This is a genomic window from Lactobacillus crispatus (assembly GCF_018987235.1).
Lineage (GTDB): Bacteria > Bacillota > Bacilli > Lactobacillales > Lactobacillaceae > Lactobacillus > Lactobacillus crispatus.
In genome coordinates this window covers 464065-477287 of sequence record NZ_CP072197.1, presented here as the reverse complement: position 1 = coordinate 477287, position 13223 = coordinate 464065, and the positions used below count along the sequence as shown (strand labels likewise).

The 13223-nt window shown below is 36.2% G+C and carries 15 protein-coding genes; 5 read left to right on the top strand and 10 right to left on the bottom strand.

The features are described 5' to 3' along the window. The first annotated feature begins 332 nt into the window (after nt 1–332). Both J6L97_RS02415 and J6L97_RS02410 read left to right on the top strand, forming a co-directional pair. Nucleotides 333–1325 (top strand): NAD(P)/FAD-dependent oxidoreductase, encoded by a 993-nt coding sequence (locus J6L97_RS02415; protein ID WP_013085889.1) that lies wholly within the window; start codon nt 333–335, stop codon nt 1323–1325. A 9-nt stretch (nt 1326–1334) separates the two neighbouring features. Then, nucleotides 1335–1985, top strand: a complete 651-nt coding sequence (locus J6L97_RS02410) for a VTT domain-containing protein (RefSeq protein ID WP_005724245.1) — start codon at nt 1335–1337, stop codon at nt 1983–1985. Between the two features lie 11 nt (nt 1986–1996). Here J6L97_RS02410 and J6L97_RS02405 read toward each other — a convergent pair whose 3' ends face one another. The 5 genes from J6L97_RS02405 to J6L97_RS02385 are packed head-to-tail and all read right to left on the bottom strand — an operon-like array spanning nt 1997 to nt 5673. Further along, entirely contained in the window at nt 1997–2605 is a 609-nt protein-coding gene (locus J6L97_RS02405) for a TIGR01906 family membrane protein (RefSeq protein WP_005721551.1), read from the bottom strand. Beyond that, nucleotides 2602–3372, bottom strand: a complete 771-nt coding sequence (locus tag J6L97_RS02400) for a TIGR01457 family HAD-type hydrolase (protein ID WP_054832975.1) — start codon at nt 3370–3372, stop codon at nt 2602–2604. Before J6L97_RS02400 ends, J6L97_RS02405 begins: the two co-directional genes overlap by 4 nt. Beyond that, on the bottom strand, nt 3372–3962 hold the full coding sequence (locus tag J6L97_RS02395; protein ID WP_005720505.1) for a YutD family protein: 591 nt from the start codon (nt 3960–3962) through the stop codon (nt 3372–3374). The genes J6L97_RS02400 and J6L97_RS02395 overlap by 1 nt, the downstream gene beginning before the upstream one ends. Next, entirely contained in the window at nt 3955–5337 is a 1383-nt protein-coding gene (locus J6L97_RS02390; RefSeq protein WP_005726619.1) for a bifunctional metallophosphatase/5'-nucleotidase, read from the bottom strand. Before J6L97_RS02390 ends, J6L97_RS02395 begins: the two co-directional genes overlap by 8 nt. A gap of 15 nt (nt 5338–5352) precedes the next feature. Beyond that, entirely contained in the window at nt 5353–5673 is a 321-nt protein-coding gene (locus J6L97_RS02385; RefSeq protein WP_005720507.1) for a hypothetical protein, read from the bottom strand. Between the two features lie 113 nt (nt 5674–5786). Here J6L97_RS02385 and J6L97_RS02380 point away from each other — a divergent pair, with 113 nt between their 5' ends. After that, a complete protein-coding gene (locus tag J6L97_RS02380; protein WP_005720508.1) occupies nt 5787–7157 on the top strand; it encodes a glycerophosphodiester phosphodiesterase in 1371 nt (456 codons plus the stop codon). 41 nt (nt 7158–7198) lie between these two features. On the opposite strand, the gene J6L97_RS02375 is transcribed toward J6L97_RS02380, so the two are convergent. Continuing rightward, nucleotides 7199–8200 (bottom strand): substrate-binding domain-containing protein, encoded by a 1002-nt coding sequence (locus J6L97_RS02375; protein ID WP_054832976.1) that lies wholly within the window; start codon nt 8198–8200, stop codon nt 7199–7201. A gap of 150 nt (nt 8201–8350) precedes the next feature. Here J6L97_RS02375 and J6L97_RS02370 point away from each other — a divergent pair, with 150 nt between their 5' ends. Further along, nucleotides 8351–9457, top strand: a complete 1107-nt coding sequence (locus J6L97_RS02370; RefSeq protein WP_005725547.1) for a M24 family metallopeptidase — start codon at nt 8351–8353, stop codon at nt 9455–9457. A 59-nt stretch (nt 9458–9516) separates the two neighbouring features. Here J6L97_RS02370 and J6L97_RS02365 read toward each other — a convergent pair whose 3' ends face one another. Together J6L97_RS02365 and J6L97_RS02360 are read right to left on the bottom strand one after the other, a co-directional pair. Continuing rightward, on the bottom strand, nt 9517–9885 hold the full coding sequence (locus J6L97_RS02365) for a hypothetical protein (RefSeq protein ID WP_005720511.1): 369 nt from the start codon (nt 9883–9885) through the stop codon (nt 9517–9519). A 17-nt stretch (nt 9886–9902) separates the two neighbouring features. Beyond that, entirely contained in the window at nt 9903–10328 is a 426-nt protein-coding gene (locus J6L97_RS02360) for a DUF948 domain-containing protein (protein ID WP_005720512.1), read from the bottom strand. Between the two features lie 108 nt (nt 10329–10436). On the opposite strand from J6L97_RS02360, the gene J6L97_RS02355 reads away from it, so the two are divergent. Then, a complete protein-coding gene (locus J6L97_RS02355; protein ID WP_057726950.1) occupies nt 10437–11288 on the top strand; it encodes a mechanosensitive ion channel family protein in 852 nt (283 codons plus the stop codon). A 33-nt stretch (nt 11289–11321) separates the two neighbouring features. Here J6L97_RS02355 and J6L97_RS02350 read toward each other — a convergent pair whose 3' ends face one another. After that, nucleotides 11322–11495, bottom strand: coding sequence for a hypothetical protein (locus J6L97_RS02350; RefSeq protein ID WP_216786115.1), 174 nt, complete (start codon nt 11493–11495; stop codon nt 11322–11324). 511 nt (nt 11496–12006) lie between these two features. Continuing rightward, the gene (locus J6L97_RS02345; protein WP_005728142.1) at nt 12007–13185 is read right to left on the bottom strand and encodes an IS256 family transposase; all 1179 of its coding nucleotides are present in this window, start codon (nt 13183–13185) and stop codon (nt 12007–12009) included. Nucleotides 13186–13223 lie beyond the last annotated feature (38 nt).

Genomic DNA, 13223 nt, shown 5'->3' with positions numbered 1-13223 from the left:
TCATTTCTTTGTCAAGAACTTTTTGATTTGTTTTTTCGTCTTGCTCAAGCTTTTTCTGCTTTCACCTGACGACATTTAAATATATTACCAGCTTATTTACTTCTTTGCAAGTACTTTTTTTCTTTTTATTTGTTTTCTTTCCTTACATGTCTGTTTTTAAGCTCTCGTCGCATCTCTCGAAGCGACTTTATTAATATATAATACTTGAATATTAATTGCAAGTATTTTTTTCAATAAAGAATTATGCTCGCTCTTAAAAAGGCGACTTCAATAATATACCTTAAAATTCATTTTTTGACAAGCTTATTTTTAAATGAATATTTACAAAATTCATGTTAAAGTTGATACATCACTACTTTGAGGAGGTCATTAAAATTAAAAAATTTGATTTAACTATTATCGGTGGCGGACCTGTTGGCCTATTTGCCGCGCGATTTGCCCATCTTCATGGACTCAAGACCGTACTGTTTGATTCATTATCTGAAACAGGCGGACAGCCACAAATGCTTTATCCTTTTAAGAAAATCAAAGATATTCCTGCTTACGACTCTATTACAGGAACTGAACTAATCGACAATTTACGACATAATTTAACGGATACAACTATTTTTACTAACCATAAAGTTGAAAATGTCACTAAACAAAAAGACGGCTTTATTATCGATGATATAGTTGCATCCCGCAGCATATTGATTACCACTGGTGCCGGTGCCTTTAAACCTAAAGCTTTACCATTATCTATGGATGATGATACTCAAAAAAGGATTCATTACTTTATTAAAGATCCCCAAAAATTTGTCGGACAAACAGTTGGCGTCTTTGGTGGCGGCGATTCAGCATTAGACCTGGCACTAGAATTAGCTAATTATGCCAATGTCAAAATCATTCATCGCCGTAATCAATTTCGCGGTCTTGAATCTAATGTCAAAAAACTTAAGTCTTTAAAAAATGTTGAAATTTTAACTCCCTATCTTCCTAAACAAATCAATTTGGTTGATAATCAACTGAACGTTAATTTAAAAGAAATGGGAAAAGATAGTTTAACTAATATCAAGTTAGACCAAGCAGTCGTTGCATATGGCTTTAAAGCTAATAATCGCTTTGTCAAAAAATGGGGAATCGATTTAGCTGGCGCACAAATTAAGGTGAATTCAACAATGCAAACTAATATCGCCAGTGTTTATGCAGCTGGCGATGTTGTTACCTATCCTGGACGCGTCCCTTTAATCGCTCTCGGTTTTGGCGAAGCCCAGATTGCAATCACCGCGATTATGCGTGATCTTTTCCCTGAAAAAACTTTGACAATTCATTCAACTAGTTTTTAGGAGTTCCAGATGAGTTTAATCGATTTCATTTTGCACATTGATGACCATTTAATCACGATTGTTAACCAATTCGGTGGTTGGTCCTATTTAATCTTATTCGCTATCATTTTTATTGAAACAGGCTTAGTCGTTTTTCCATTTCTTCCAGGCGATTCGTTGATTTTTGCTGCGAGTGCAATGGCTGCTAATCCTAAGTATGGCTTAAATATTTGGCTAGTTTATCTTATAGTAGCATTCGCCGCCATAATCGGTGACAGTATCAACTATGAAATTGGTGCCTGGTCAACCAGAGCTGGTGAAAAACATAGCTGGTTCAATAAATTAATTAATCAAAATAATCGGTTGGCCGCTGAAAAGTTCTTTGAGCGCCACGGACCAATTACGATCGTTATAGGTAGATTTATACCATTTATTCGTACTTTTGTCCCATTCATTTCCGGCGGCAGTAAGATGCATTATGGTAAATTTATCACCTACAACATCTTGGGTGGCTTGCTTTGGACAGGATTGTTCACAATCATTGGTTTCTTCTTTGGCAATATTCCATTTGTAAAGGACCATTTTTCAATGATCGTAATTGCTATCATTTTAGTATCAGTTGTGCCAATCGCAATTGTCGCAATCAAGAAAAAAATATCACTCAAAAAAGAGTTCCACTAAGGAACTCTTTTTTACTTACGTAATAATTTTTCAGCAAAATATAATTCATAAATAACCCCAGCAACGGCAAAACAAGAAGCAAAGAAGCCTTCCGTTAGCACATTGATAATTGGGTCAGTATTAGGATCAAACAGCCAATCACTATTGTTAAACAAAATATGGTGAAAAATCACAAAGAAACTGTCGAAATTGGTTACTGCAAATGGAAAAATAATAATTGGCAATAATAGCAAAATAAGGGCTACTGATTTATCCAAATTAAGCAGTAGCTTTTTCTTTTGTCGTTTAAAAACAAAGTGCACTATGATGCAGATAATAAAAACTAATAGAGTCAGAATAAATAAATGCTTACATTCCGCAAAATGTTCTGCCGCATTAGCAGATGTAGGGAAATTATCCATTTTAAGCTGCTTTTTAAAGGGCCAGAGCAAATAAAACATCAGCTGGTTATAATTATGCATTACCTTAAACAAAGACATGTGAACCGTCTCATATGTCTTTTGTACGATCATAAAAATAAACAATAATGGCCAACTAGCCACAATTGCCCCAATTACACTGCTAGAAACAGCAAACAAAAAATGATAAATCAGCGAAAAAATATTGTTTTTAGTAATCATAATTCAAATTCATCTAGGTTATTAACTAAAATTGTTGGTTGACGTTTATCTGCAATATCCACTTTGGTCGTCACACCTGTCAAAGTCAACAACTGATCTACTCCACTATTAAAGCCAGCTTTAATATCGGTATCGTAATTATCACCTACCAAAAGTGCCTCATCTTTGCTATAGCCAACTTTATCCAAAGCCATTTTTACAATAATTGATTCAGGCTTACCAATATACAGTGGCTCTACTCCACTTGCTGCAGCAACGAATGCACATTGTGAACCATTGCCTGGAATTAGCTCATCCTCTGCTGGTAAATTCATATCGGCATTAGTCCCAATAAAAGTGGCTCCACGTCTAATCGCCCGTGAAGCTACTCGTACTTTATGATAAGTCAGATCTGTATCCATACCGACAATTACATAATCGGGATTTTCTTCATTAAGCTCAAACTCTGGATGTTGCAATAATTCACGCCAGAGACCAATCTGCCCAATAATATACAAGCCGATCTTTTCCTTGTGTTCTCTTTGTAAAATATAGCTAGCTGTGGCCATACTTGGCGTATAAACATGGTCCGTATCAGTTTCGATACCGTGTCCCTTTAGTTTATCAACTACCATTTGCGGTGTTCTGGTCGTATTGTTGGTTAAAAACAAATAGTCTTTCCCTGCTTGAACTAAACGATGAACAAATTTTACTCCTGATTCAACTGTTTCCTTACCACGATAAACAGTTCCGTCTAAGTCAATTAAAAATACCCGGTAATCTTTCACTAGTTTCCCTTTCTCTTTTTAATAATAAATGAATGATGCCGTCCAAATTCTTTTTTCACTGCAATTGATTGTTTTTTCTTAAATTTAGTTTGATGAACACGCCGCTTCTTAAACGGATTATTTTCATTTTTATTCTTCCGATAATTTCGACGTCGTGCATGATAACGCTCATTTTTACCAAAATCGCGCTCGCGTCGTTCACGTGATCGCCGTATTTTAGTACGTTGATGCTGATAATAATGTACTGGATGCGTTAATTCCAAGATAAAATAAGGTCCGCCGGGATTACAATATTCCGTTAAATAATCCACGATCGCCATTTCTTTTTTATCAATTGCGGTTCTAGCACCGTCTTTATAAAAGCCTTTCAAGCGTAAATGTTCACTAGAAACGTCCCCCACCAGATAATCATACTGGTCAAGATAAGGATCATATTTTTTACGCAAAGATTCTAAATCAAGTGCGTCTCGCTCATTGACAATGATGCTATAAAGCTGCGCACCAATCTTAATGCTCTTACCATCTTGCACCACGTCAGCAAGTGGGTGTCTAATTGGCTGCTCTTGTTCAAATTTATTTTCTTCAGTCATCTTTTTCACTTCTCGCTGTTAAAGGATATTTTTCAGCCAAATATTTACCAACAACTTCACGTAAAAATTGTGGGAATAAAAACTCATTTTCACCGACAATAGCCAAAGTTGGAAAAAATGGAACTAAGACATAATGATCCAAACAGGCAATTTTATATTCTTTTTGTGGATCAATTTCATGCCCATTGACGTAAACTACACGTCTACGCATATCAACCTTGATCCCTTTGTAATACATCTGACCAAAAATTTTTCCTCGAAAACTCATCCCTTGCAGTGGAAAATGGTCTAGGTAATGCCGATTCTTTTCAATTTCCATCACTAGTCGCCACAAATCATAACCTTTCAAGGTTGAACGAACAACGTGCATTGGATGCGGTAAGGCATTTTGTAAATCATATTGAGTAATTATTCCACTCTTAAACGGGGTCAAGAATAGGCCTGAGCTTAAAATGGCTAAATCTGTTTTAGCAAAATCAGCAATCGCATCAAGAGAAACTTGAACGGCTGCTACTTTATCATCCGCAAATTTTTCAGGTAAATTAGCCACTTTTCGTTCTGATAAAAGTCGCTTACCTTCATCATAGTAGCCCTGAATCACTGCCTTATCTTCCGGTTCTTCTGGCATCGAAGCAGTAGAAATAGTGCGAGGTACTACCTTAATCACGTGATGATCTTCAAGTTCTAGATGAATATCACCCACATAGTTTCCCCATTTACCTGTTTGCGTAATCCAAGTATGCCCCACTTTTTCACCATGTTCAATCAGATCATGGCTGTGGCCTCCTACAATTAAATTAATTTGAGGATAATGTTTAGCTAACCAGCGATCCATTTTTAATCCAACATGAGTCAATAAAATTAAGACATCATACTTTCCTTCAATTTGAGCTAATTCGTGATCCATACTGTCACCTAACATCTTGACATGCCAATGATTAGGACCATAAGTCATTGGATAAGCTGCAGTCAGGCCAATTAAAGCAATTCGCGTCTTTTTCTTAGTAGTTAAAAACATATGGCCGACTGCCCATTTAGGCATTGATTCATCTTCTTCACGCAAATTTGCTAAAACTGTCGGAAAGTCCGCATGATCAAATAAATGTTCCAATACCCAATGTGGATTAGAAATTCCCTCATTATTGCCAATCGTAATTGCATCATAGTTAAACCCATTCATCAATTTGATGTTGGCTTGACCTTCCGTAGCATCAGTTAAAGGATGAGACCGATCCATAAAGTCTCCTGCATCAAAAGTGTAGATACCATCAACCGATTGATCAGCCTGCGCTTTTTTCAAGTAACGTCCAATTTTAGGGAAATGTTCAAAATGTGAATGAAGATCATTGGTATGTAAAATTCGCAGTTGTTCCATTTTTTATGCCACTTTCTAACCAATTCGATTGGCTTTTAAGATCATATTATATGCGTCTAAAATTTTTCCCTTAGGTTTATCCCATTCTACCCATTTTGGATTTTTCCAATCACTTTCATTAGTCAAAGTCTGCAAGTCATAAGTATCATTGATATATTTTTCATAAGCAATCAGTGCCTTAGTTCGAGGAATATTCAGCTGCAGTATTTTGACTTTTTTAATTAAGCCATGATCTGCAGCTAATTCTGCAATTCCATTTTGGTCAATATTAGAGATTTCATAATATCGACTGCCATCATTTCTGGTAACTTCTTCAATTAAGTCCAATTGTTCCATTAAATCTCATCCTTTAGATTTCAATCATACCGATTACTGATAAAAGAATAGTACTATAAATAGAAAAAAATGTGTAACCATGCTATTGTTAAGTATGCGATAGAGGTGTACACATGAAATTTAAAAGCCGACTCGTTTGGGTTCTTTTTTTTAGCTTAGTCTTTTTCATAAATAGTGGTTTTACAGTTGTAGGGCACCGTGGTGATCCCATCAAATATCCTGAAGAAACAATTCAGGCTGACGATTCCGCCTTTAATTCTGGTGCTGATTACGTTGAACTCGATCTCCAGCTCTCAAAGGATGGAGTTCCGGTCATTGCACATGATGATGACCTCTTCCGAGTTACTCATACACATGCAATTGTATCACAAAATAATTTTACAGCACTTAAACAACTGCAATATGACAATGGCGAACACGTTATGTCACTCAGTGAGCTTTTTAAGCATTATCAAAATAAACCAAACACTAAATTTGTCTTAGAGACTAAAATTGATCATGGATTAAATCCGTCCTATGAGTTAGAGGATAAAATCGCACAAATAGTTAAAAAATACCATATGCAGAAAAGAATCATGATTCATTCATTTTCCGCTGCTAGTCTCTTTCACTTTAGAAAAATTATGCCCGAAGCTTATCTAATTTTGATCGTTGGCAGCCTGAAACGCATTAATTTCAGTAATTTACCTCAAGTTAATGCTATCAATGCTTCTTCTGATATTGTGCAAGAGCATCCCTTTTTAATTCACTGGCTTCACAAATTACATAAGCAACTGTTTGTCTGGGCCGAAATGGACGAATCGCCTGCCCTATGGCATTGGCTAATTAATCGGAATGTTGATGGCGTGGTTACCAACTATCCCGCTACTGGTTTTAAATATAAATTAGCCAAAAGTGGCACTAAAAAGTACGCTATTAATAGAACTGGAATTTATTTTGGTAAAACTAAAGCCGCTACAATGATGAATCCGTATGTTCGCATCAAAGAAAAAAAGTACGTGCAACCAGGTCAAAAAGTCAATGTCACTTATGGCGTCCGTGTAGATGATCGCTTATTTTATCAAATTGCTGAAAAAACTTTTATTTCGGCAGAATTCGTTAATTTTGACTTAACAAAGCGAGATATTGCTCCTTATCAAAATAAGAAAATTATCGCTAAACCTAACCAAAAAGTTACAATTTATCGTTATCCTGATAACCAAGCCAAAACGCAGCAAAAATTACCCGCAAATCAATTATTAAAAATTCAAAATTTTAATGGTAGTCCTAAAAACATGTGGATTTATACCAAACTAGGTTGGGTTAAGGCAAAAGATATCTTGTTCTATGGCTTCTTTAGTCAAGACGATTTCAGAGATTATCAGTCCTTACCACGGGTCAGTCAGTACACTAATCTCGTGCTTTTGCCCTATAATCCTAATCAAGCAATTGCGCCAACCACTTTTACACAAAAGCTTCAACAGATTAACAAAATTATCTACTAAAACAAAAAGACCAGTAAACTGGTCTTTTTTGCTTCACTTAATTATTGATTTAAAGTACTTTGCTTTTTAACTAATTCATATGGCAAAACAATATGAGTATCATCTACTTCTTCATTGTTCATCAACTTAGTCAACATTCTCATTGCTACGGCACCCATATCATAAAGTGGCTGCTTAATCGTAGTCAAAGCTGGACGAACAACAGAAGCTAACTGCGTAGCACTGGCGGTCACGATTTCCAAATCTTCTGGCACTTTCTTACCTGCATCCATCGCAGAATTCAAAATACCAACTGATGAAATATTGCGAGTAACAATTACACCATCAACGCCATCTTTAACTAATTGTGGGTATAAATTATAACCATCTGAATAGTCTTTAATATCAGTATAGATTCGAGGAGTGCCCAAATCATTTTCTTCCATGAATTCTTCATAAGCAGGGATTCTGTTTTCGCTGTTAACTACAGCATCTTGATCACCAACTACGATTCCCAAATGCTTCTTACCATCATGGTACATCAAATTTAATGCTTCAGTATCAGCCTTCTTATAGTCAATTGTGACAGAAGCAAAATCATCACGATTATCTTTAGTACCTGCTAAAACCACAGGAGTATCAGTCCGCTTAAAGGCATCAGCTGCTTCATCTGATAAACGGTTAGACATATAAATTACACCGTCAACTTGCTTATTCAGCAAACTTTGAATAACTTGGTCTTCCTTCATCAAGCGGTTTTCAATACTAGTAATAATGATGTTGTATTTATATAAAAGTGCAATATCATCAATACCCTTAGATAATTCTGCAAAGTATAAATTAGTTAAATCTGGGACAATTAACCCTACTGTAGTAGTCCGCTTAGAAGCTAAACCTTGAGCTACAGCGTTTGGTTGATAGTGCAGTCTTTTAATAACTTCGAGAACACGGTCACGTGTCTCTTTTCTAACATTACTATTACCATTCACAACACGAGAAACCGTAGCCATTGAAACCTTAGCTTCCCGAGCGACGTCATAGATTGTAACTTCTTGTTTATGCATCTCTTATCTCTCAGTCCTTCCAAAAAATTCTTCACTTAAAGATATCACGATGCTGCATAAAATGCAAACGTTTACAGATTTTCTTTCATTTTTTCATTAAGAAATCATGATATACTACAGTCAACATAATTTGCAAGAAAAGAGGACAATATGAACTTAGATAAATTACAACAATGGTTGCAAGACTCCAATAATGATCTTGCTTACATTTCTAATCCAATTACCATTTCCTACTTCACTGGCTACTCAATGGAGCCCCATGAAAGAATCTTTGCTTTAATTGTTTTAAAGGATGCAGAACCTTTTATCTTCTGTCCTGCCTTAAATGTAGAAGAAGCAAAAGCTTCCGCATGGGATGGCGACGTTATTGGCTACCTTGATTCCGAAAATCCTTGGAACATCATAGCAACTAATGTCAAAAAGAGAACTCACGATACCCATAATTGGGCAATTGAAAAAGATGATTTGTCTGTTGCCCACTACCAGCTCTTACGTGGTGAATTTCCTAACGCTAGTTTCACTAACGATGTTTCACCTTTTATTGAAAAACTTCGTCTTTACAAGACACCTGAAGAAATCAAGAAGTTGCAAGGCGCTGGTGCAGAAGCAGACTTCGCTTTTAAGATTGGCTTTGACGCAATTAGAACTGGCGTCACCGAAAGAAGCATCGCTGGACAAATTGATTACCAACTAAAAATTCAAAAAGGTGTTATGCATGAAAGTTTTGAAACTATCGTGCAAGCTGGTAAAAACGCCGCTAATCCTCACCTTGGTCCAACTATGAACACTGTTCAACCAAATGAATTAGTTTTATTCGACTTAGGTACCATGCACGATGGTTACGCATCAGATTCTAGTCGAACTGTTGCTTACGGTGAACCTACTGCTAAGCAACGCGAAATTTATGAAGTTGATCGTGAAGCTCAACAAGCCGCAATCGAAGCTGCTAAGCCAGGAATCACCGCTGAAGAATTAGATAGCGTGGCTCGTGACATCATTACTAAGGCTGGCTATGGTGAATACTTCATTCACCGCCTAGGTCACGGCATTGGTAAAAACGTTCATGAATATCCATCAATCGTACAAGGTAACGACTTAGTTCTTGAAGAAGGAATGTGCTTCTCCATTGAACCAGGTATCTACATCCCTGGCTTTGCTGGTGTCAGAATTGAAGATTGTGGTGTCGTTACTAAGGACGGCTTTGAAACCTTTACTCACACTGACAAGGACTTAAAAGTTTTACCACTTAAAGACTAATTTTAGTCATAAAAAAGGAGCTGATCATCACGACCAGCTCCTTTTCTTTTTGACTTTAATTAAGCTTGTGGTTTTTCTGAAGTAGATGCTGCATCAGTATCATCTTTTTCAGCATTGTTCAAATCGTTAACTGACTCTTCAGCATTTTCACTGTCATCGTCATCTTTATTTGAGTCATCGATTACGATGTCGTCAAAATCTTTCAATTCTGAATCATCTTCAACATTCTTAGGGAATGATGCTAATTGATTCTTAACGATTTCAGTACCATTGTCATACTTCTTCTTCAAATCTTGAAGCTTGTCATTATCTTTAATCTTGTTCTTAACGTCATCAACTTGTTCATCACTAACAAGAAGTGAACCTGCGAGAAAACCTGCTGCACATCCTGCAACGGCACCTAATAAGAAACTTGCGAATTTTTTCATGGTGAATTCCTCCTTTATTAATTTTCACCTCTGCGACGCTTGCGTCTTGCAAATGCCGTCGCAGCTATTGAAGAAATAAGACCCGTACGGCTTAAATGATTGCTGCTAAAGCGTTTAGCGATCTTTTTAGATGAATCGTTTAATTCTGATACGCTTTCGCCTAAATCTGCAGCAGCTTTAACAACTGGATCTAATGTCTTCATTTTACCATTAACATCGGTCATTAGGTCATTAGTTTTATCTAACAAATCCGAAGTTTGATCCATCAAGCCATCCATATCTTCAGAAATTTTCTTCATTGACTCGTTAGTTGTTTGAATAGTTGCACTAGTTTCTTTCAACAACTTCGCGGTCCGAATTAGCATTGGAATCGTAAATAATACTAAAATTAAGAATGCAATCGCCGCAATTAAGCCTGCTAAAGCACCATAAGAAATTGTCATTTTCTACCTCCATCAACATCTAAAAAAAGTTTAGCATGAATATCCTTTATTCTCAATTAATGTCTTGTTATTCTTAATTATACCCGTAAGCAATAGAAAGGACACCAAATGAAGATTCCTACTCACATAAATATACAGAAAATTGAAATTGATTGGAGTAAAATTAGCCAAAATTTATTGTCAATTATTTGGCAATTAGCTATTACTTCACTCATTTTTTACCTTTTATCCCATTTTGGTCATAAAATAATTAATAATTACTTAGCTAAGCATAACACAGTTAAGAATAAAAGAACTCGAACTATCTCAGCTTTGATTAACAGCGTTTTTCAATATACCCTTATCTTCTTCTATTTATTCGGTATTCTCTCTATTCTAGGTATACCAGTTGGCACCTTGTTAGCCAGTGCTGGAATTTTTTCCCTAGCTTTAGGAATGGGCGCACAAGGCTTTGTTAGTGATTTGGTCAACGGTTTCTTTATTCTAAGTGAAGACCAATTTGATGTTGGAGATTTAGTTCAGATTGGCACTAATGTTGGTACCGTCGTGCAACTAGGCCTCAGAACTACTCGTCTCAAGGGTTCAGATGGCTCAATTATTTTCATCCCTAACCGCAACATTACCATTGTGCAAAACCTAGCCCATGGCGGTGTAGCACTAGACATTAATTTGGATCTTGATACCAAAAACGATATTGATGAAGTTAACAAGTTAATCAAAGAATGCAATCGTAAGATCCAGCCTGAGAAAAAGACAATTGTATCAGGTCCTACTATTGTCGGTGTGACCGAACAAACAGGGAAAAAATTTGTTTATTCCATTCATTTTCAAGTTAAGCCTGGTAAACAATCTGCTGTGAGAAATTTGTATTTGACCCAATATATTCAAACCTTGCATCAAAATAAGATTGAATTTGCAAGCGCGGCTCGACAGTCAGATACAGCTAAAAATAGCAACTAAAAAATGTCCAGTTCAAAAACTGGGCATTTTATTTTATTCATGATGCTTAATATCCAGATAAGTTCTAAAAAGAGCAACTATCCCTGCAATATTAGACATAATAAATGACAACCAGAAATTAGTAGTTATATTTGATGTCTTTAACCAAAGCCAGATATCAAAGAAAACATAGACAATAAAAATAATCAAAAGACTCCAGTATCCCATTTTTTCAAGGTATTTGTTAAAACTTCTCCGAATGATCGGCAAACATGTTATGATCATAACTATTAATGCCAAAATGGTTATTAATACTAGTGCCATCCTTACTCACACTTTCTGAATTTCTTATTGTTTTCACAAATTTATTGTCCCACTATCTTTAGTTGCTATGCGATTAATTCCGATTTTTCGGAATTAATTTATTTAATATCTTAGGGGACATTATTAAATTGAAAAAATATTGATCATTTGTCATATATTCTTTTAACCTGTAGGAATGCTGTTTCAAAGTCTGATTTCATATTGTTTAAACCCAAGAAGTCTAGACAATTAAACATAGAATAGATTTCAGTATTATTATCATTCTTTAAATACTGGATTAAAGCTTTCATGAATTTTTTACGAATACTTTCTTCAGTATAATCATCACCAATTTCTAATACATTTATTTTTTCGAAACTGTCAAATCTTTTGTGTAAATAGATCTTTCTCGTAAATTGATTTTTTAATTATTTATTTAATCAAAGTAGGATTCTAAGGTGTCCTGAACCTGACCAAAGCCTTTATGAATTCGATTGAAATAACGGTCATTGTAGCTCATTGCCTGGATGCCAATAAATGCATCAAGCGACTGTTCAGTTGGAAATTCTGCCTTAGGCTTAGCTTTACGCTTGATGACGTTGTTAAAGGATTCAATCATATTGGTTGAATAAATTGAAGCTCTGATTTGTTTGGGATAATTGTAGAAGACTAGCAGATCGGGCTCAATTTCCTTCAAACCTTTGATGACATGGCTATAAGCTTTATTCCATTTGGCATAGAATTTGTGCAAGACAGCTGCAGCTTCTTTTTTGCTTGTCTGTTGATGTATCTGCTTGAATTCGTTCATGATCTTTTCACGATCGTCGACGCGTACTTTAGCGCAGATATTGCGCATGACATGAACCAGGCAGCGTTGAAAATGAGCTTTAGGATAAGTCCTGGCCAAGGCTGTTTTCATGCCAACAACACCATCAGAAAGAAAAAGCTCAACTTGCTTCAAGCCTCTGGACTTCATGTTTTGAAGCATCTCTGTCCAAACTTCAATGTTCTCACTAGGAGCAATGCAGTAGTCAATGACTTCCTTATGTCCATTAGGTTTAATGCCAATGGCAATATATACTGCTTCACGCTCAAACGTTTCTCGGCGCAAAGGAAGGTATGTCGCATCCAAATAGACACAGAAAAACTTGTCGCTTAGCTTGCGCTTGTGATAAGCCTCAATCTTGGGGAGCATCTGCTTGGAAATATTTGATACTTGAGCTGGACTATAATGACTGCCATACATTTTCTCAATCAAGTCAGCGATTTCTCTGGTAGTTACGCCTTTGGAGTATAGCTTGATAATCGTGCTTTCCAAAACATCAGAGTGCTGCTTGTAGTCAGGCAGCGTGTGCTGATGAAACTGACCGTTGCGGTCTCGAGGCACTTGCACTTCAATTGGTCCAAACTGGGTATCAACCTTGCGGAAATAAGCACCATTTCTAGAATTGCCAGTATTCCAGCCATTTCTGGCATAGGGATCATAGCCTAGAAAGGCAGTCAACTCAGCTTCTAGCAAGTTATTAACAGCCTGTTGTAGCTCTTTGCGCAATAAATCATTTATTTTGTCTGGATTGAATAGAGCTTGAGCAAAATCTTTGGTAAAATCATTCATGAAGGAGTTCTTCTTTCTGTATGTGTTTTTTTGTTCAA

Excerpts from the sequence above, each read along its gene's own strand:
- J6L97_RS02370 (WP_005725547.1), top strand. The coding sequence starts at position 8,351 with ATGAACTTAGATAAATTACAACAATGGTTGCAAGACTCCAATAATGAT.
- J6L97_RS02345 (WP_005728142.1), bottom strand. The coding sequence starts at position 13,185 with ATGAATGATTTTACCAAAGATTTTGCTCAAGCTCTATTCAATCCAGAC.
- J6L97_RS02360 (WP_005720512.1), bottom strand. The coding sequence starts at position 10,328 with ATGACAATTTCTTATGGTGCTTTAGCAGGCTTAATTGCGGCGATTGCA.
- J6L97_RS02355 (WP_057726950.1), top strand. The coding sequence starts at position 10,437 with ATGAAGATTCCTACTCACATAAATATACAGAAAATTGAAATTGATTGG.
- J6L97_RS02380 (WP_005720508.1), top strand. The coding sequence starts at position 5,787 with ATGAAATTTAAAAGCCGACTCGTTTGGGTTCTTTTTTTTAGCTTAGTC.
- J6L97_RS02350 (WP_216786115.1), bottom strand. The coding sequence starts at position 11,495 with ATGGGATACTGGAGTCTTTTGATTATTTTTATTGTCTATGTTTTCTTT.
- J6L97_RS02405 (WP_005721551.1), bottom strand. The coding sequence starts at position 2,605 with ATGATTACTAAAAACAATATTTTTTCGCTGATTTATCATTTTTTGTTT.
- J6L97_RS02365 (WP_005720511.1), bottom strand. The coding sequence starts at position 9,885 with ATGAAAAAATTCGCAAGTTTCTTATTAGGTGCCGTTGCAGGATGTGCA.
- J6L97_RS02375 (WP_054832976.1), bottom strand. The coding sequence starts at position 8,200 with ATGCATAAACAAGAAGTTACAATCTATGACGTCGCTCGGGAAGCTAAG.
- J6L97_RS02390 (WP_005726619.1), bottom strand. The coding sequence starts at position 5,337 with ATGGAACAACTGCGAATTTTACATACCAATGATCTTCATTCACATTTT.
- J6L97_RS02415 (WP_013085889.1), top strand. The coding sequence starts at position 333 with ATGTTAAAGTTGATACATCACTACTTTGAGGAGGTCATTAAAATTAAA.
- J6L97_RS02385 (WP_005720507.1), bottom strand. The coding sequence starts at position 5,673 with ATGGAACAATTGGACTTAATTGAAGAAGTTACCAGAAATGATGGCAGT.
- J6L97_RS02395 (WP_005720505.1), bottom strand. The coding sequence starts at position 3,962 with ATGACTGAAGAAAATAAATTTGAACAAGAGCAGCCAATTAGACACCCA.
- J6L97_RS02410 (WP_005724245.1), top strand. The coding sequence starts at position 1,335 with ATGAGTTTAATCGATTTCATTTTGCACATTGATGACCATTTAATCACG.